This is a genomic window from Rhodopseudomonas julia (assembly GCF_030813515.1).
Classification (GTDB): Bacteria; Pseudomonadota; Alphaproteobacteria; order Rhizobiales; family Afifellaceae; genus Afifella; species Afifella julia.
Genome location: NZ_JAUSUK010000001.1, coordinates 1,891,533 through 1,909,581 on the forward strand (window position 1 = coordinate 1,891,533; position 18,049 = coordinate 1,909,581).

Annotated in this window: 16 protein-coding genes; 11 read left to right on the plus strand and 5 right to left on the minus strand. The window is 62.4% G+C overall.

Annotated features, from left to right (window positions below; translation table 11 throughout):
- Positions 1–46 precede the first annotated feature (46 nt).
- A complete protein-coding gene (locus tag J2R99_RS08700; protein ID WP_307154029.1) occupies positions 47–1,285 on the minus strand; it encodes a polysaccharide biosynthesis/export family protein in 1,239 nt (412 codons plus the stop codon).
- 157 nt (positions 1,286–1,442) lie between these two features.
- Between J2R99_RS08700 and J2R99_RS08705 the strand changes: the two genes are divergently transcribed.
- The 3 genes from J2R99_RS08705 (at position 1,443) to J2R99_RS08715 (ending at position 5,698) form a co-directional block, all read left to right on the plus strand.
- Positions 1,443–2,186: a sugar transferase gene (locus J2R99_RS08705; protein WP_307154030.1), complete on the plus strand. Its 744-nt coding sequence runs from the start codon at positions 1,443–1,445 to the stop codon at positions 2,184–2,186.
- Between the two features lie 28 nt (positions 2,187–2,214).
- Positions 2,215–4,116 carry a tyrosine-protein kinase domain-containing protein gene (locus J2R99_RS08710; RefSeq protein ID WP_307154031.1) on the plus strand — a complete coding sequence of 634 codons (1,902 nt, stop codon included), beginning with the start codon at positions 2,215–2,217 and terminating at the stop codon, positions 4,114–4,116.
- 271 nt (positions 4,117–4,387) lie between these two features.
- A complete protein-coding gene (locus J2R99_RS08715; protein ID WP_307154032.1) occupies positions 4,388–5,698 on the plus strand; it encodes an O-antigen ligase family protein in 1,311 nt (436 codons plus the stop codon).
- Positions 5,699–5,749: 51 nt separating this feature from the next.
- On the opposite strand, the gene J2R99_RS08720 is transcribed toward J2R99_RS08715, so the two are convergent.
- Complete coding sequence (locus J2R99_RS08720; protein ID WP_307154033.1) at positions 5,750–7,180, minus strand: lipopolysaccharide biosynthesis protein; 1,431 nt, start codon at positions 7,178–7,180, stop codon at positions 5,750–5,752.
- Positions 7,171–8,502, minus strand: coding sequence for a glycosyltransferase (locus tag J2R99_RS08725; protein ID WP_307154034.1), 1,332 nt, complete (start codon positions 8,500–8,502; stop codon positions 7,171–7,173). Before J2R99_RS08725 ends, J2R99_RS08720 begins: the two co-directional genes overlap by 10 nt.
- A 312-nt stretch (positions 8,503–8,814) precedes the next feature.
- Between J2R99_RS08725 and J2R99_RS08730 the strand changes: the two genes are divergently transcribed.
- On the plus strand, positions 8,815–10,014 hold the full coding sequence (locus tag J2R99_RS08730) for a glycosyltransferase (protein WP_307154035.1): 1,200 nt from the start codon (positions 8,815–8,817) through the stop codon (positions 10,012–10,014).
- Between the two features lie 489 nt (positions 10,015–10,503).
- On the opposite strand, the gene J2R99_RS08735 is transcribed toward J2R99_RS08730, so the two are convergent.
- The gene (locus J2R99_RS08735; RefSeq protein ID WP_307154036.1) at positions 10,504–10,848 is read right to left on the minus strand and encodes a hypothetical protein; all 345 of its coding nucleotides are present in this window, start codon (positions 10,846–10,848) and stop codon (positions 10,504–10,506) included.
- Between the two features lie 375 nt (positions 10,849–11,223).
- On the opposite strand from J2R99_RS08735, the gene J2R99_RS08740 reads away from it, so the two are divergent.
- Both J2R99_RS08740 and J2R99_RS08745 read left to right on the plus strand, forming a co-directional pair.
- Positions 11,224–11,409 carry a hypothetical protein gene (locus J2R99_RS08740; RefSeq protein WP_307154037.1) on the plus strand — a complete coding sequence of 62 codons (186 nt, stop codon included), beginning with the start codon at positions 11,224–11,226 and terminating at the stop codon, positions 11,407–11,409.
- On the plus strand, positions 11,409–12,131 hold the full coding sequence (locus tag J2R99_RS08745) for a 4'-phosphopantetheinyl transferase family protein (RefSeq protein WP_307154038.1): 723 nt from the start codon (positions 11,409–11,411) through the stop codon (positions 12,129–12,131). The genes J2R99_RS08740 and J2R99_RS08745 overlap by 1 nt, the downstream gene beginning before the upstream one ends.
- Before the next feature lie 13 nt (positions 12,132–12,144).
- Here J2R99_RS08745 and J2R99_RS08750 read toward each other — a convergent pair whose 3' ends face one another.
- Positions 12,145–12,960 carry an IclR family transcriptional regulator gene (locus J2R99_RS08750; RefSeq protein ID WP_307154039.1) on the minus strand — a complete coding sequence of 272 codons (816 nt, stop codon included), beginning with the start codon at positions 12,958–12,960 and terminating at the stop codon, positions 12,145–12,147.
- Between the two features lie 112 nt (positions 12,961–13,072).
- Between J2R99_RS08750 and J2R99_RS08755 the strand changes: the two genes are divergently transcribed.
- From J2R99_RS08755 to J2R99_RS08775, 5 genes are read left to right on the plus strand one after another with little or no spacing between them, the layout of a single operon-like run.
- On the plus strand, positions 13,073–14,425 hold the full coding sequence (locus J2R99_RS08755; RefSeq protein ID WP_307154040.1) for a UbiD family decarboxylase: 1,353 nt from the start codon (positions 13,073–13,075) through the stop codon (positions 14,423–14,425).
- Positions 14,412–15,443 carry a DUF4392 domain-containing protein gene (locus tag J2R99_RS08760; RefSeq protein ID WP_307154041.1) on the plus strand — a complete coding sequence of 344 codons (1,032 nt, stop codon included), beginning with the start codon at positions 14,412–14,414 and terminating at the stop codon, positions 15,441–15,443. Before J2R99_RS08755 ends, J2R99_RS08760 begins: the two co-directional genes overlap by 14 nt.
- The gene (locus J2R99_RS08765) at positions 15,428–16,156 is read left to right on the plus strand and encodes a maleate cis-trans isomerase family protein (protein WP_307154042.1); all 729 of its coding nucleotides are present in this window, start codon (positions 15,428–15,430) and stop codon (positions 16,154–16,156) included. The genes J2R99_RS08760 and J2R99_RS08765 overlap by 16 nt, the downstream gene beginning before the upstream one ends.
- 23 nt (positions 16,157–16,179) lie before the next feature.
- Positions 16,180–17,253 (plus strand): pyridoxal phosphate-dependent aminotransferase, encoded by a 1,074-nt coding sequence (locus tag J2R99_RS08770; RefSeq protein WP_307154043.1) that lies wholly within the window; start codon positions 16,180–16,182, stop codon positions 17,251–17,253.
- Positions 17,250–18,044 carry an ABC transporter permease gene (locus tag J2R99_RS08775; RefSeq protein WP_307154044.1) on the plus strand — a complete coding sequence of 265 codons (795 nt, stop codon included), beginning with the start codon at positions 17,250–17,252 and terminating at the stop codon, positions 18,042–18,044. The genes J2R99_RS08770 and J2R99_RS08775 overlap by 4 nt, the downstream gene beginning before the upstream one ends.
- Positions 18,045–18,049: the final 5 nt, after the last annotated feature.

Genomic DNA, 18,049 nt, shown 5'->3' on the forward strand with positions numbered 1-18,049 from the left:
ACGCCGATCCGTGGTTGGAAATTCCTGCCGCCGTGCGATGATGCGATCAATTGAGTCGCGTCGTGAAGAGCTCTCTCGGCAGCTCCAGTTTCACCTCGACGACATCGCCCGGCATCAGCGGTGCGTCTTCGGAGGCGGGCAGGCTCTGTGGCTCACCCTCCGGATCGCTGCGGTGGATGATGATGTCCGCGGGGGCGTGGCGGCGCACAAGGTCGGACTGCAACAGGCCGGCATAGAGGAGTTTCTGACCTGCCGAGCGCAGTCCCGTCCGGGTTGTCTCCAGTTCTAGCCGGGCATCTTTCAGAGCTTTGAGCAGGGCGACCTCGCGCTCGGCGTCGAGGGTGTCGTAACGACGGGCGAGAGCGTCGCGTTCGACGGTTGCCCGCAGCTTTTCGACGGTGGTTTCGAGCTGCTGGCTGCTCGTCAACAAGATGGCACGGCGTGCGTCGCTGATGCGTGTCGATTGGGCGAGGCCCTTCTTGTCCAGAACCTTCAGATTGTCGAGCTCCGCCCGGGCCGCCGCCAGCTCCGCAGTCTGCATGTCGTCCCGCTCTTCCAAAGTGTCGATCTGGCGTTCGGTCTCTTTGAGGGTCTTGGCGAGTTGCTGCCGGTCCAAGGCGTGATCGGAAAGGTCGAGGGAGAGCTGCTTTTTCTCCGTCCGCAGGATCTGGGAGACGAGCTCAGGGTCGATCGGAACGGCGGGAATGTCATCGTGGCCGATGTCGTCGCGCCCCTGCAGCTCTGCTTCCAGACGCCATACGGTCGCCTGCTGATGCGCAAAGGCAATCCACAAAGCCGCGTAATCGGTGCGGGCATTCTCCATCTCGATGAAGGGATCGGCCTGGCGCAGCCGTGCCACGTCGTAGCCGCCGGCAAGCGTCACCGCCTGGCGGACCGACAGGTCGGGTCGATACGTGACTTCGCCCGGCTCACCCACATCGCCATGGACGTAAACGGGGCGGCTCGCGACGAGATCGAAAAACACGTCGTCTGCCGTGATCGACACGACCTGCCCATTAGGATTTTGTAGTTTTGGCCGGTAGATTTTTCCAGGTGCAGCGCGCTTCAGTCGCGCGCGCACCTGCGAAGGCGAAAGCCCCACAACTTTGATATCTCCGAATATTGGAAGTGAAATGACGCCGTCTGCCGCAACCGTGGTGCGGCGTGTCAGGTCCGGCACCCCGGTGACGGTCATTTCTACCGTATCACCGGTTTGCAGTGGGAGTTCGTCGGCCGCCGATACGCCACTCAGGGAAAGAAAAAGAATGAGAACAATTAGTTTCATTAGCTTTCTCGACGCATTTAAACTTGTGGAGAAAGTGCGGTTCGGCTGACCCATCTCCGTTCCACTCGCTTTTGACTTAACGAGGATGTTGACAGGAATTCTAACAAATGTCTAACTGAAATTAGGATAATTTTAAACTTTGAGGCTGGTGCTGTCGATGAGCGAGCTTTCGGACTTCGAGTTTGCCTCGCGTCCCGGCAATGCGTCGGCCAGTCCTGGTGCCATGCAGGATGCCGCAATCCTACCGCGGGGGCGGCCTGCCCTTGTCAGAGTGGAGGCCTGCGAGATCGATAGCGGCGGGGGCAATGCCCATCTGCTCGCACCCTCCAAGCGGGCGACAGATATCGCTCTGGCGCTCGCGCTGATCGCGCTGTTTTTGCCCCTCATGGCTCTCATCTATGTCCTCGTCAGGATCACGAGCCGCGGTCCCGTCATCTTTCGTCAGGAGCGAAGCGGCCTCCGGGGGCGGCCCTTTCAGATCTACAAGTTCCGCTCGATGTATTTCTCGACCGGGGAGGATTTTCGCCAGGCCGGGCGCAGCGACCGGCGCGTGACTCCGGTCGGGCGGGTCCTGCGCATGACGAGCGCTGACGAGCTGCCACAGTTTTTCAACGTGCTCTTCGGCGACATGTCGATCGTAGGGCCACGGCCCCATGTCGCGTCACTGGACACGGCGTACGCCTCGCTCGTTCCAGGCTACCTCGGCCGGTTGCAGGCGCGACCCGGCATTACCGGTCTCGCCCAGATCCGTGGGCAGCGGGGGGAGACGCCAACGGCGGAGGCGATGCAGGCGCGCGTCAATTCCGACCTCGAATATGTGCGCGACGCCTCGCTCTTCCTCGATGCCCGCATCCTCGTCGTCACCGTCAAACACGTGTTGTTCAGCAAAGATGCGTATTGATCCTCTCTCCATATCGGGGGCCCAGGAGATGCCCGCTCAATCCGTCGAAACCGGTGCCGGCAGCCTTCTGTGGATGCTCGGCCTTCTCCTCCGGCGCAAATGGGTGGTGGTGCTCGTCGCCGCCGTCGCCTTTGCAGGCATGGCGGCGGTGATCGCGAACCTCACGCCGTCCTACCGCGCCACGGCTCTCGTTCTGCTTCCTTCGGTGCCGGTCGATGATCCGCGTACGGCGGAGGAAAAGACCGTCTCGCCCATGCTGCCCTCCTTCATCATTGCGTCGGAAGCGGCCGTGCTGGGCAGCGAGGAGGTCGCCCGCAGGGTCATTGATACGCTTGATCTTCAGGACGAGCCGAGTTTCACCGAGAATCCTTCCTGGCGCACAAGGCTGCGGAGCTGGATCCAGCCCTTCTCGGGGAAAAACGAGGTGCGAGCCTCGCCCTGGAGTGTCGACGAGCTTGAGCGTGATCGGCTTTTGCAAATCTACATGAAGAAGCTCGCGACCTATAATGACGGGCTGTCGACGGCCGCAATCGTCAGCTTCACCTGGAGCGATCCGCATCTCGCCGCCAAAATCGTCAACGCCCACGCAGCCACCTATATCGGCATGCAGGTCGAGCGGCGGACGCTCGCGCTTCGGCATGTCGTCGACCTTCTGGCTGCTCAGATGGAGGAGCGGCGATCGGAGGTCGAAGAAGCAACCCGTGCGCTGTCATCGGCTCAAGCCGCGTCGGGAGGGCTCCCGCCGCTGGCCGATTCGGAGGCAGGTTCGCTGCCGGATCTTCAAAGCGACCTCGACAATGCCCGGGGTGCCTTGTCGCAGACACAGACGCGGCTGATCGAAGCCACATCGAGATTGCGCGACGGTCAGCTGCAGAGCGCCGATTTCGTCGCCGATGATGCCAAGGTCGTGTCGCGGGCCTCTGTGCCGACGCGCCAGATCTTCCCCAAGGTGGCGCTCTTCCTCCTCCTTGCCGCAATCGTTTCGCTGGCGGCCGGCCTTGCTGGCGCGATGGTGGTCGATCATCTCGCGAGCCGGTGGCGGCGCAATGCCGCTCATATCGAAGGGATCGGTCTTCCGATCTTGGGTGCGATCTCCCTCAACGTCTCAAGCCGTCTGCCGTCGAACCGGGCGAGCCGTGTCAGGTTCTGGGAAGAGATCCGTTTCGTACGCAACCGCCTGCTTCATGAGGGAGGCAAACCGACGCGGGTGGTGCTCGTCGTCTCGGCGATGCCGCGGGAAGGAAAGTCCCTTGCCGCGGTCGCTCTCGCACAGAGCTTTGCGGCGACGGGACGGAGGGTCCTGTTGCTGGATGCCGATCTCCGTCATGCGGCGGGCGAACACGCCGCCTCGCCGTCGGCCGTCAAAATCGGGCTCAGCGATCTTCTCGGCGCGCCTGGCGGCAAGGGAGGAGCCGGGCTGCGCGATGCGATCATGGCCGTTGAAGATACGTCGCTTCACGTTCTTGCTGCCGGGAGCGCTGCTGCTGGAAGTGATGGAAAGGCCATCGACGCTCTCGCATCGCCGGTCCTGCCGAAGCTCATCGAGACCCTGCGGCGTGATTATGATGTGATCGTCATCGACAGTCCGCCTCTCAATGTCGTCTCGGACGCCACGTCTCTTGCCACCCTTGCCGATCAAACGCTGCTTCTCTGCCATATCGGGCGTTTTTCGCCGGGTGCCCTTGAGCAGACGATCACGATCTTGCACGCCTGCCGTGCGGAGATCGCCGGCGTCGTGCTGACCGGGAACAGCGTTTTCGCGAAAGAAGGCATTTTGCGCCGCGGCGCGCCGGTCCCGTGGCGCGCCCAAAAGGGACTTACGAAACTGCGCCCGACGCTCACGGGCGCGTCTCTGGTGAAAGCCTATCCTTCGCCGCAGCCAGTCGGAGGTGCATCCCTGCCGGAAGCTGCGGCCGCGTCTCCGTCCTAGAATGAGCGCCGGGGGTCCGGCCGTTCCGCGGCCTGAGAGCCAAGCTGGGCGAGATTGGGCCTCCAACCGAGGTTCGCCCATCCGACCTGGGCCGGGCCGCGTCGGTCCTGACTCTGACGGGCTTTTCGGCCGAGTGCTGCTGCAGTTCCAGGTTCTGGCGCTGGTCGGGATCATGGCCGCGCCGGCCTTGACGAGTGCGGCCGGCCATCTCCGGCTTGTTCTTCCTGCCGGTGCCCTGGTCGTTGCCTCTTTCTTTCTGCTGAGAGGCGATATGAGGCGGTATATCGCCTTCTGCCTCTGGCTCTTCGTTCTCACTCCTTTCATTCGGCGGATGGTCGATTTTCACGCCGGCTTTCTCGATTACAGCCCGCTTCTTCTCGCCCCTTACGCGGCGCTTGCTCCGGCCTCCGGCGCACTTGTCTTTGCTGTGGCAAATCTCCGTCATCCGATGTCCGCCGGGCTTCTCCTCGTCGTTGCGGCCGCGGTCTATGGACTCATGCTGTCCGCTCTCAACGGTCAGTTCCTGCCCGGTGCCTACGATTTCCTTCTCTGGGTCTTGCCGGCGGCATTCGGCATGTTCGTCGCCAGCAACCCATCCTGGGTCCGTCACCTGCGCGGTGATCTTGCCGTCTTCTCGGTTTTCACCGGCATCCTTCTCGGGCTCTACGCTCTCTATCAGTTCCGCTACATGCCCGGCTGGGATGCCCTTTGGATGAAAAAGACGCTCATGCCGACGATCGGCGAGCCCTATCCCTATAAGGTTCGCGTCTTCGCCACGATGAACTCGCCAGCCTCCTTGGCCTTGTTCCTGCTGTTGCCACTGTCGATGCTCATCGTCTCAAAAGGCGCCTTGCGCTGGCTCGCTTTGGCGCTCGGCTTCGTGGCGCTTGGCCTCACGGTGGTGCGGACCGCTTGGGTCGGCATCTTCATCATCGGCGCCTATTGTTTCTTCCTCGGGTCCGGCCGCGTCAGAACCTCGATGCTTGTGCTCGCCCTCGTGCTCGTGGTGGTGGCACCCATGGCGCTGTTGAGCGACCAAGGGGCGCGGATCGTCAGCCAGCGGATCGAATCCATGCTCGATGCCCGCGCGGACGTGAGCGCCAACGAGCGGCTCCATGTCTATGCGGCGGCGTTCGAGGAAATGGAGCGGCATGTTTTCGGCTCCGGTCTCGGAGGGTCGCGGGCCGATCCCGCCACCAAGAGCGGCGTTCAGGCGATGCAGATCGACAGCGGCCCGATCGCCGCGATGCTGGCGGTGGGGGTCGTCGGCGCTCTCGTCTATTATGCCGGGATCGGTTTCATCGTAGCTTTTCTCTTCCTCCAGGGAGCCGCGCTGAGGGCGGAGGAGAGGGCGCTCGTTCTCGCGGCGCAAGCGATCGCCGTGTCCTATCTTGTGATGAGCCTGCTGATCCCTTCCACGGTCGGGGAGCACGGGGTCGTCTTTTGGTTCATGCTCGGCATGGGGGTGGCGCAGATCACGGCTTCGCGGGCGCAAATGCGCCTGCCTTCACAGGATCGCGGCTTGCTGGGTGCCGGCGTCGTGGCTGGACCGGCGGCCGCATCCCTCCCAACTCATCTCTGATTGCCGCTTCGAGGTCTTGGGCGGGGCGTTAGCCTGGATTCTGGCCGACCCTCACAGATGAACGAGCCGATCGCGGAGATAGCGGAGGTCCCCCAGGGTCAGATAAGGACGCGGCAGCGGCAGCTTCAGGGAGATTTTGATGCCGATGAGAATGAGGGTGAGCCGCAGGAGCGTGACCGCGAGGATCGCCCAGGCTGCACCAATTGCCCCGTCGCGGGAGGCCATGACGTAGACCGATACCAGCATGGCCCCGAAGCATGTCGCTTCCACGGCAGAGACGTAGCCGGGGCGGTTCAGGGCCTGAAAGAGCTGTGCGCTGATATTGGCGAGGCCGAAGACGATCGCCTCCGCAAGAAGCACGTGGAAGATCGGAACCACGGGCGTGAATTCCTGACCGTAGAGCAGCACCAGCAGCGGAGGTCCCCACCACATGCCTGCGAGCCAGGTGATGAGAAGAAGGGCAAGGGCAAAGCGAAAGGTATGATCGTAATGCCGTTTCGCAACGTTCGCTTCTGCTCTCGCCATCTTGGAGAGGAGCACGCTGTTGATCGGCATGATCCATGCCATGGCGATGCGTGAAAAGCTGAAGGCGATCACATAAAAGCCGAGCTCGGCGGGCGCGACGAGACCGATCAGGATCAGGCGGTCGGTATATTCTGCGCATGTCGTGACGATGTCGGCGGGGCCGGCGCGCAGGCTGTAGGAGAGCATCGCGCGTGCGTGGCGTCGAAAATCGCCTCGTGGGACGCCCATGCGGCTCAAGAAGAAAGGAATCTGCGTGACGAGCGCAAGGCTGATCCCCGCAATCGACGCCAAGACGGCGCTTTGCCAATTCAGGTCGGCGAGGGCCAGCACCCCCATCAGCGCGATGAAATAGAGAAGATTGGGGGCGAGACGGCCGTAATTGTTGAAGGTGAAGGCGCCCAATCCGATGAGAACGCAGCAAAGGAGGGCCTGCGAGCCGCCGAAAATGGAGGCTAGCGCTGCGATGCGCGCGTAGAGGATCGCCTGCGGGTCATACTGCGTCATCAAGTGGGGGATCGCGACGAGCGCGATCGTGAGAACGAAGCTGCCCCAACCGGCCGCCAGCACGAAAGCGATTTGGGCGATTCTTGCCCGGTCCTCACGGTTTTTGGCTACATGATAGGTGGCCGCAGCGCCAATGCCCGCCGTTGCGATCAGAGCGAGGAACTGCGTCCACAGCACGACCGCGGAATAGATGCCGCGACCGTCCGGACCGAGCAGCCGTGCGGTGATGACGCCGGTGACGATATTGACGATGAGGATGGCTGCAAAGGTCGCCATCGACTGCATGACGGCATAGATGGCGGTCGGCGCCCACAGAATGCGGCCCGGCAGGTGCAGGAGGCTCGCTAAGAGAATGCTCCGCATGGATGGCGCGGCCGGGGCGGCACTGACCTCGACGGCCGCGACATTGACCGCCGCGACATCGGCTTTCACCTGATCGGCTCTTACAACCACAGGGCCGGCTTCCGGGTGCATTCACGCCCATCTCGATTTGCGGTGCCGGGACTGCCTTCAGCCAATGCCGGGTTCGCGTGCGGGGACGCCGGGCGAGGGCGAGAGACCCCCTCAGGGTGCCAGCGTCGTCCCTGAACCATCTCTTCGCATGCGAGCCTCATCCTCTGGTCGCCGAGCACGCCCTCGTAAATCCCGGCAATCCGTGCCCGGAAGACGTCCGGCGAGAACTTTTTCCGGGCGGCGCGAATGAGAAACGATGCCGGCAGACGCTCTTGCTGTCTGATGGTCGTAAGCACGGCCGCGGCCACGGCGTCCGCATCGTTCCTCGGAACAAGGATGCCTCCAGTCTCCGTGCAGACGGCTTCACGGACGCCCCCGATATCGGTGGCGACCACAGGCCTGCCCACGATCTGCGCTTCCGCAAGGACCATGCCGAAGGATTCATTGCTCGATGAGGTCAACGCCACGACGTCCATCCCGGCCATCCAAGATGGCATGTCGGTCTGGAAGCCGGTGAAGCTCACGCGGCCACGCAACGCGGGGGTCTCGGCCATATCACGGAGGCGCCTCGCGTAGTCTTCCTTGTCTTTGAGCGCGAGCGGGCCGACGATCCAGAAATGCGTGCCGGGCTCTTCTGCGGCGATCCTCTCGGCCGCCTGCAGGAAAATATGTTGGGCCTTCCGCGGCTCGATGACGCCAAAGATGCCGATATTGTAGGGCGCGCCTTTTGCGACGATCGGCGCGGCCGGGCGCGCTTTGGCTGCCTTTTCGATGAATTCCGGATCGACGCCGTTCGGGACGATCTCGACCCTTTCGCGGGAAACGCCGATCGTATCGAGGAGTTCGCGGCTTGCGCCGGAGACACAGATGAAGCGGTCCACATGACGAGCGGTCCAGCGGAGGGCGAGCCGGTGCTGGGGTTTGATCGGCAGCACTTCGTGCACATGCATGACCACCGGAATGCCGAGGCGACGAGCGGACGGGAGCGCATAGAGCGCGCCGACCGGGTGGTGAACGTGAACGAGCTTGATCTCACCCGAGGTGAGGAGCCTGCCGATCTGGGCGCTGCCGGCGCGCCAGGCCTGAAAGTAGTGCACAAGCGCAAGAGGATCTGACGTGGCGCGCATCCGCTCGAAGCCGCAATCCGTCACCGGGATGGAAAGCGAATGGGCTGCCGCCGAAAGATCACCTCCTCCGGGGCAGGCGAGGATAGGGGAATAGCCGTAATCCTCCATGCCGCGCGCGAGCGTCAGGATCACCCGCTCGGCACCGCCGAGGAAGCCGACGCGGCTCACATGGAGAACGGCGCGCTCTGCGGACATGCTGTCACCCCCGTCTTCAAGCTTTGCCACGCTGGCGCGAGCCCGCGTCGAGCCTCTGCTCAAAACGGCGCGCCATTGGCTAAGTTTTTAGATGAAGAGGGAATATTGTTGGCGCAGTCAATATATAATGCTAATTAATTTATAATTATGCTAATTCACGGCTGCCTCGACTGCTGCTTCGAGGAAAGCCATCGCCCTGAGAGCGGAGGCGCCTCGAGAGCTGAGGCTGAGGCGTACCGGCGATGGTGACCGGCCATCGGACCCCTTCAACGACGGGGGCCAGGATACGCGACTTTCGAGTCTGGAGGGGGAATGAAGGTTGCTCTGATCCACGAAGCGCTGACCGTCTATGGTGGTGCCGAGAAGGTGCTCGAGGAGCTGATGCGGATGTTCCCGGAGGCTCCGGTCTTCGTTCCGCTTTACGAACCGTCAGCGTTTCCCGAGGCGTTCCAACGCGCCGATATTCGCGCGACCTGGATCAACCGGCTCCCTCTGGTGCGCTCCCATCACCGCGCGCTCTTTCCTCTCTACCCACTCCTGATGAGCTCGATCGACCTTTCCGGCTACGACCTTGTCATCAGCAGCTCCTTCAACTTCGCACACAATGTGGTCACGCCGCCGGAGAGCTGTCATGTGTGCTATTGCCATTCTCCGCCCCGCTTTCTCTGGGATTACAACGCTTATGCCCGGCGAGAGGGCTTTGGCGTGGGGAAAAGGCGGGTGGTGGAATCCATGCTGCCGCGGCTTCGCTCCATGGACCGCGCTGCGGCGCAGGGCGTCGATTTCTGGGTCAGCACGAGCACGCTGGTGGAGCAGCGAATCCGGAAGACCTACCGCCGTCGCAGTACGATCATCCCCCCGCCCGTCGACGTGAACGAGTTTAAGCCGGGAAGTGGCCGCGGCGAGTATTTTCTCCTGCTGATGCGTCTCGTCGGCTGGAAGCGACCCGATATTGCGGTCAGAGCCTGCAGCGAACTCGGGTTGAGACTCGTCGTGGCCGGCGAGGGCCGGGAGATGCGACACCTCAAAGCCCTCGCGGGGCCGAGCGTTGAATTCGTCGGGCGCGTGGATGGGGAGGCAAAGGCCGAGCTCTACCGCAATTGCAAAGCCCTGATCCTGACGTCGGTCGAGGATTTCGGCATTACACCGCTTGAGGCGATGGCTTCTGGGCGCCCTGTTATCGCTTTGGGTGAGGGAGGCGCTCTCGACACGGTGGTTCCCGGGGAGACTGGCGAGCTGTTTGAAGAACAGACGTGTGAGAGCCTCAAACGCGCACTCCTGCACTTCAATCCGGATCTCTACGATTTTGCGGCCATTCGTCGGCGCGCAGAACATTTCGACAGCGGTCAGTTTCGGGCAAGGCTGAACAGTTTTCTCACGCGCTCTGTCAGGCTCTACTCGCGGAGGATGAGCGAAACTGCTTCCGATGAGCTAGACCTTGGGGGAGCGGCCGACGCGAGTGCTCCGGAACGGCAAGCGGAGCCTCGGTTTCCAGCGCATATGCACTCTTAAAATTTGTATACCGTCAGGTGTTCGATAGTCGTAATTTTCGGCTGCACAAGGAAACCGGAAAGTTCCCTTAGCAAATAGGTCGTATTTTAATCCATTTTGCAATCCATCTTGTTATGTCTATAAATTCTCCATATAATTTTGGAAGGTCATTGCTTGTAGGTGAGGGGTTTATGCCGTGTCGCAACATTTCCAATGGCGAAAGCTGCGAGCAATGCCGGTTCTGGGCGCGTCAAGGCAACAAATTTGCCGGTGAGTGCCGGCGTTATCCGCCGCATTATGCCGAAGGGGCGCATGGGCGTCCGCTGGAATTGAAACGGGTCTACCCCATGGTGCCTCCGACGGATTGGTGCGGAGAATTCAGGCCGAGGGTGGCGGAACTGCTTGACTGACGTGCCGCGTGTAGTCCGGACTTCGGCGACGACACGTCAAGGCAGGCTCGCTGGTCCCGCTGTGGGCGGCGGAGCGCTTAGAGGATGGCGCGGAGGGGAGTTAAGGGCGCCGATCGTTTTCCCAGATCGTGTGGATGCGATGCGCACTTGGTGTTGATATCTGAAACAGCCTCGCCACTTCGATCTGTTTCATGCCTCGATCGAAGGCGGCATATACCGCAGTTTTGCCGAGGCGCGTCAGCCGGTCCCCCTTTTTCCAGGCGGGGTTGAACGCGCTGAGGTCGACAGGATGAGCCTGCTCGCCCGGGCGAAGCTTCGCGATGACTTCGTCGAGCGCGGCGGCAGCGGCGAGACAATAATCGCGCTGCGCTTGCAGGTATCTGATTTTCGCCTCCGGCGAGAGGTCCTCGTATTCAGGCCTCTCCAGGAACGGCCGCATCATCATGTTCGAAAATCTCCCTCCGGAGTTGTGATCGGATACGCCAGGTGGCCTGCCGGTCGTCCCGAATCGTCGAGCTGCAGCCTAAATCTTGTTCATGGGCGAGTGAATTTCTAGGGCGATAGGATAAAATTGAGACCTCTACTGATACATTTTGTTGACTTTTTCTATTTTCTCGATGTGATGCAACCTTAAGGAATCCGCGACCCCTAACGTCTCGGACCGATGCCGCGGCAGATTGAGGGTGTCGAGGACATGTTGGCGTATAGGGGCCTCTTCCTTGTCTGTGCCGCCGTTGGGTGCTGGTTGGCCTTGTATTGGGTCGCCGCCTGTGCGTCATCAGCCGAAAGCGGCACCTGTCGAGCTCCGGATTCGAGGTGGATGGCGGCTCCGTCCGAGTTCGCTCAGCCGCTCCTTTCTTTTCTCTATCCGGGTTGCGTGCGGCATGCCGGCGTCATCGTGCTGCAGAGTGCGGTCGATCGGATTGCTCTCATGCGGGGCGAGGCAGAGATCCTTCTCGCCAGGGATGCAGGTGTGCGTGGAGTTCTGCAGCGCCGAAGTGGGTGATGTCGGTGTGCCCTCCGCTGGCCGCAGACGAGATCCACATCTGGACCTGGCGCCTCGACGACGATCTGCTCAAGGCGTGCGATGCCGACTGGCTCACCCACGAGGAGAGATCCCGCTGGGCGGGGCTGCGCACGCCTTCCGCGCAGATCCGGTTTGCGGCCGCCCGCAATGGTCTCCGGTTTCTGCTTGCCCAATATCTTGGCAGGGAGCCTTCAGAGATCGTTCTGACGGAGGGGCGGTTCGGGAAGCCCTGTCTTGGCGCTGAAGCTGACCTCGCGTTCAATCTCTCTCATGCCCGGGACGTGGCTGCGTTTGCAATCTGTCGTGGGGGTGCGGTCGGGATTGATATCGAGGCGGAGGCGGCAGGGCATATCGATCTCTATGGAATCCTCTCTGCGGAAGAGGAGCGGCGCCTCCACCAGCTCGGCGTGGCGGTCGACCGTTCCACGCTGCTGCAAATTTGGATTTGGAAGGAGGCGGTGTTGAAAGCCTGCGGCCTCGGCCTGTCGCGCAATCCGAGCACGCTCATTCTTGATTTCGAGCGACCTGACGGGCGGCTCGTGGCGCGAAGCGGCGCTGTGCCGGGCCTCGGCTCCTATGCACTTCAGGGGTTTCAGCCCGCGCCGGGTTTTGTTGGGGCGGTCGCATCACTGCGGGAAGGTTGGCGAATGCTCTCTTTTTCGCTTTGTCCCGAACACTTGAACAGGGCTCGCCGGATGTGACCGCGCGGCCGGATCAGAGCTTCACAAACTTGCCGGCGCCGCCCTCCGTATAGCCCATCTCCAGAGAAATTCGTGCTGCGGCGGCGCAGACCTGCCTTACCAGCTCGTCCTGGCGGGCTTCATCGAAGCGGTACATGGGCAAAGTGATGGTGACGGCGCCGACGGGGCGGCGCTGCAGGTCGCGCACGATCGCGGAAATTCCACCCGCATCGTCGGAGAGCTCGCCGCGATTGACGGCAAAGCCGCGCATGCGGATGTCGTCGATCTGGCGGCGGAGTGCCTGCGGGTCGGTGATCGTGCGCCCTGTATGGCGCGGCAGGTTTTCGGAAAGGATCGCTTCGATCTCCGCCTCGGGCGCGAAGGCCAGAAGCAGCTTTCCCGAGGCGGTGCAGTGGGGCGCGTTGCTCTGACCTGGCCCTGCATAATGCGTGATCGCATTGGTGCCGATGACCTGGTCGAGGCTGATCGCTTCCAGCCCGTTCCAGACGCTGAAGCTCGCGGTCTCGCCTGTGTCGTGTGCAAGGCGCTCCATGTGTTTGTGGGCGATCGTGGAGATGCCGCGGCTCGTGAGGATCGGCGCTGCGATCGCGATCAGGCCGATGCCCAGAATAATGCGTTCGCTCGCAGGCTCGCGCTCGAGAAGACCCTCATCCTCGAGTGTGGCGACGACGCGTGAAATCGAGCTTTTGTGGAGCCCGATGCGGCGCGCGATCTCGTTGATGCCGATGCTTCCGCCTGCCTGCGACACGCAGCGCAGAACCTCCACGGCGTGCCTTGCGGCGGCAACTCCGGGGCGGCGGGCGGTCGGCTCTGCTGAATTCTTGGGCATAGCTGCATTCTGACCTTTTTGAGGCATCTAGTGCTTGACCTCTGTCAGATGAAAGTCAATCATAGCTAAACGCAACAGCGTTGCGCAATGCGCAACAACAGGAAACGGTTTAATGAAGGCCAAAACGGCATTCCGCGAGGTGGTGCGTGAACTGGAGGCGCGAGGCGCCCTTGCAACAGTCTCGCGCCAAGTTGATCCCAAGCACGAGCTGACGGCTGTCATGCGGCAAATGCAGAAGGGCGAGAACAAAGCGCTTCTGTTTCGTTCCGTTGCCGGTTCCGACCAGCAGGTCGTGACCAATGTCTTCGGTTTCCGCAGCCATGTCGCGTCAGCCCTCGGTCTCGACGAGGCCGATCTTCTTTCCTCGCTCGTTCAGTTGGAGAACCAGCGCCTGCCGACGGAAAGAGTAGACCAGGCTCCCGTTCAGGAAGTTGTCGTGACCGGCGCCGATGTGGACGTCGCGCGCGATATTCCGCAGGTGGTGTTTTCGGAGCTCGACGCCGGAGCCTATTTGACGGCGGGCGTCCTGATTGCGCCGCATCCGGAGACTGGCGTCTACAATGCCTCATGGAACCGCTGCCAGCTCGTTGGCGGCGACCGGATGCGGGTGCGGATGATGCCGCCTCAGCATCTCGGCCGCTACCACCAGGTGGCGGAGGAAAAGGGGCAGAACCTCCCCTGCGCCATCGTCATCGGAGCGCCTCCAGGGGTCATGTTTTCAGCTGCCTCGAAAGTGCCGTTCGAAGTCGATGAGCTGGAGGTGGCCGGCGCCTGGCAGGGCAGCCCCTTGCGCGTCACGCGATGCAAGACGATCCCGGTCGATGTGCCGGCCGATGCAGAGATGGTGATCGAAGGGGAAGTCATCGCCGGCGTGCGCGAGGACGAAGGTCCCTTCGGTGAGTTCACCGATGGTTATGTGCCGGTGATGAAGAACCATGTCTTCCGTGTCACCGCGATCACGCGGCGGCGCGATGCGATCTATCATGCGATCCTGGCGGGTGGCACCGAAGATCTCAATCTCGTGGGCGTTCCAATCCAGACCGAGATCTACAAAAAGGTCTCTTCCTTCGTGCCGCGCATCCGTGACATTGCCACGCCTGGTTATGTCTTCGGCTGCGTGATCTCCATCGAAAAGAAGAGCGAGGATCAGTCTAAGAATGCCGTGCTTGCGGCTCTTGCCGCGTATTCATGGACGAAAGTCGTCGTTGTCGTCGACGAGGACGTCAATCCTTTCGATGCGGCCGATGTTTTATGGGCAATTCAGACGCGTGCGACGCCCGATACCGGCGTTTACGTTTTCCCGCATGTGCCGAGCTATACACGCGAGGACGTGCGAGAGGTGCATCGCGGCAAGATCGGCATCGATGCGACCGTGCCGATGCATATGAAGAAATTGTTCGAGCGACGACGCTTTCCGGGGGAATCTGAGGTGCGTCTGGAGGAGTATATCGATGGCGGGTGTTAGCCTCGAAAATATCGGCGAGGCGATCGACCATCTGGTCACAGCGCCCATGTCGAATTGGACCATCCTGAAAGGTATTCCGCTTCTGAAGCTTTATGCGCGTGCAAGGGAGAAAGCCGGCGGCGAGGCGGTGACGCTCGCGGCCACGCGGCTTCTGGAGAGCCGCGTGGCGCCAGGTGACCGTGTTCTCGTCTTGAGCGGTTTCATCATGCGAGATTATGGCTTGCCGGAAACGGATGGGCCGATCGGCGCGGCCGTGCTGGCGCGAGCCCTTGCAATCGGCCTTGGCGCCGTGCCTGTCGGCATCTCCGAGGCCTCGGTGGTGCCCTGCATGGAGGCGTGTTTTTCGGCTGCGGGTCTGATCCCGGCCACGCCCGATGCCCTCGGCTCCGGACGCAACCGCTGCGCACTCCTCGACTTTCCTGTCGATGCGGCAGACGCCGAGAGAGCCGCTGCCGAAATCCTCGATCGTTATCAGCCGAAGGCCGTCATTGCGGTCGAGCGGCCGGGCGCCGGCGCGGACGGGCATTATCACGGCGGCGGCGGTTTTGAGATCTCTGGCTTCACCGCCAAAACCGACGTTCTCTACCGGATGGCACGCGAGCGTGGCATCGCCACGATCGGTATCGGCGATCTCGGCAACGAGCTCGGTATGGGCACGGTTGCCGACGAGGTGCGTGAATATGTGCCGCTCGGCGAGACGATCGCCGCCGAACAGCCGGCCGACGTGACGGTTGTCGCCAATATCTCCAACTGGGGCGCTTACGGGATTGCCGCCTGTCTCGCCGCCTCGACGGGAAGGGAAGCCGCCTTCCACGATGGGCGGGAGGAAGAGCGGCTGATCGAGGCCTGCGTGCGCGCCGGCGCGATCGACCCCGTGGGCGGCCAGTTCCGGCTCTATGTCGACGGGACCGATGCCCGCACCAACGCGGCCATGGTCGATCTGTTGCGCTCGCTGGTCGTCTTGAGCCGCGAGGGTGCCAACGTCACGGATTATCAGACGTCATGGCAGAAGCGGTGACATCGGACGTCGCCGCTTCTCGCCGCCGTATCGGCCTCATCGTGCCGTCCGTCAATGCGGTGATCGAGCCCGATTGTGCACGAATTGCCTGGCCCAACGTCACCTTCCATGCGACGCGGGTCATGCTGCGCGAGACGACGCCCGAGGGGCTTCGTCAGATGAACGAAGGCGTTGCTGCCGCGGCCGACCTCATCGCCTCCGTCACGCCCGATGTCGTGGCCTTCGCCTGTACCAGCGGCTCCTTCATCGACGGCGAGGAAGGGCTCGCCCGTCAGATCTCCGCGATCGAGGCGCGGGTTGGCTGTCCCGTCGTTTCAACTTCGCGCTGCATCGTCGCAGCGATGACGCACCTCAACGCGACTAAGGTCGCCCTTGCGACGCCTTATCTCGACGAGGTGAATGCGGCCGAACTCGCCTTTCTTGAGAGCCACGGTCTGACGGTGACCAATCTGCGTGGGCTCGGGCTTTCCGGAAAGGCGATCCGCGAAGTGCCGCCGGAACGTGTGAAGGAGCTGGTGCGCGATGCCGATACGCCGGACAGCGAGGCGATTTTCGTCAGTTGCACCGATCTGCGCGCCCTTGAGGTCGCCGAGGAGCTCGAACATGAACGCGGCAAGCCCGTCTTGACGAGCAATCAGGTCACGTTGTGGGGTATCCGCAATGCTCTCGGCGGAATTCCCGCGGTCACAGGTTACGGGAAACTGCTCGCATGACGCTCAACCCGCAAAGCGCTGAGATGGCTTCAACGCGCCTTTACGAAGCCGAGACCTCGCCGGACCTGATCGCTGCGCGCTACGGACTTTCCCGCGAGGCGGTCATCGACTTCTCCCTCAACGTCAATCCTTTCGGCCCGCCGCCCTCCGCCGTCGAGGCTGCCCGCAGCGCCTGCGGCACCATTCATCTCTATCCCGACCTCAATTATTCAGAATTGCGGCGGGCGCTTGCCGCGCGCCATCAAGTCGATGAGGCGATGTTCTTCTTCGGCGCCGGGCTCGATGACGTCATCAAGCTCATTTTGCAGGCCTGGACGAGCGCGGGCGACGACGTCCTCGTGCATCTGCCGACGTTTCCGCGTTACGAGCTCGAAGCCTCCCTGCGCGGCTGTCGGATCGTGGCGGTCGAAAACACCGAGCCGGAGCTGATCGATGCGGGGCGGATTGAAACCACGCTCGTGGCGCACCGGCCGGCGCTTGCCTTCATCTGTTCGCCGAACAACCCGACCGGGGCCCGCCTCACCCGGGGCGAGATCGCAGGGCTCGCAGAGGCGGCGCCGGAGACCATTCTGGTTGTCGACGAAGCCTTGATCAATCCGGCGGAGGAGGGGGCAGTCGGCCTCGTCTCAAGCCACCGCAACGTGGTCATCCTGCGGACCTTCTCCAAATATTTCGGCATCGCCGGCATGCGCGTCGGTTATGCAATCGCGCGCCCCGATCTGGTTGCCGTCGCCGAGGTCGGGCGACCGCCGTTCAACCTCGCTTTGCCGTCGCTCGACGCGGCGATTGCGGCCCTTTCAGATCGCGAGTTCCTGGCTCGTTGCAAGGCGATATTCGCCGAAGAGTTCGCGCATTTCCTGACGGAGATCGCGACCGACCCGCGCCTTAAGGTGCGGGGGCATAACGCCAATATGATCCTCCTCGATCTCGGCGGCCGCCATCCAGGCGAAGCGGCCGAAAACCTCGCGCGCCGCGGCCTTATCGTCGCCGACGCAACTTCCTTTCACGGGCTTGAAAACGATCATGTCCTGCGCATCTCGCTGCGCTCACGGGCGGATAACGACAAGCTCATCAAGGCCTTGAAGGAGCTCTCATGACCGCCTCGTCGGGACAGGCCGAGAAAAAGGGGCGGGGCAAGGCACGCCTGCCCTTCGACAGCCTCATTTTGTGCCTCGCCGTCGTCCTCGCCTGGCAGGCCGTGACGTATTTCGGCGATGTTCCCGCCTATCTCCTGCCGCCGCCTTCGGCGATCGCGGAGCGGATCTACTCCGATTTCGGATTGCTTTTCAGCCATTCGCTGGTCACCGCCAAAGAAGTCTTGATCGGCTTCCTGCTGTCGATCGTGATCAGCGTGCCGCTTGCCGCGATCCTGGCGCAGTTCCCTCTGGTCGAGCGGATGCTCTATCCGCTTCTGGTCGCCTCGCAGACTGTGCCGAAAGTGGCGATCGCGCCGCTGCTCGTCGTCTGGTTCGGCTTCGGGCTGTTTCCCAAGATCCTGATTGCCTTCCTCATCTGTTTTTTCCCGATCCTGGTCGATTCTCTCGTCGGCTTTCGCTCCATGCCCAAGGAAATCGCCTGGCTCGCCCGTTCCACCGGAGCGTCGCGCTGGAAGGTCTTCATGCATTTCCAGGTGCCGGCAGCCCTGCCGAACATCTTCGCTGGCGTGAAGGTCGCTTCGACACTCGCCATCGTCGGGGCCATCGTCGGAGAGTTCGTCGCCGCCGACAGCGGGCTCGGCTATCAGCTGATCGTGGCAAACGGCTCTCTCGACGTGACGCTCTCCTTCAGCATCCTGATTGTCCTGAGCGTCATGGGGATGCTGTTGTTTGCCCTCGTCGATCTCGCCGAGCGCCTGGCGCTCCCCTGGCATGTCTCGCAGCGCGCGTGAGGAGA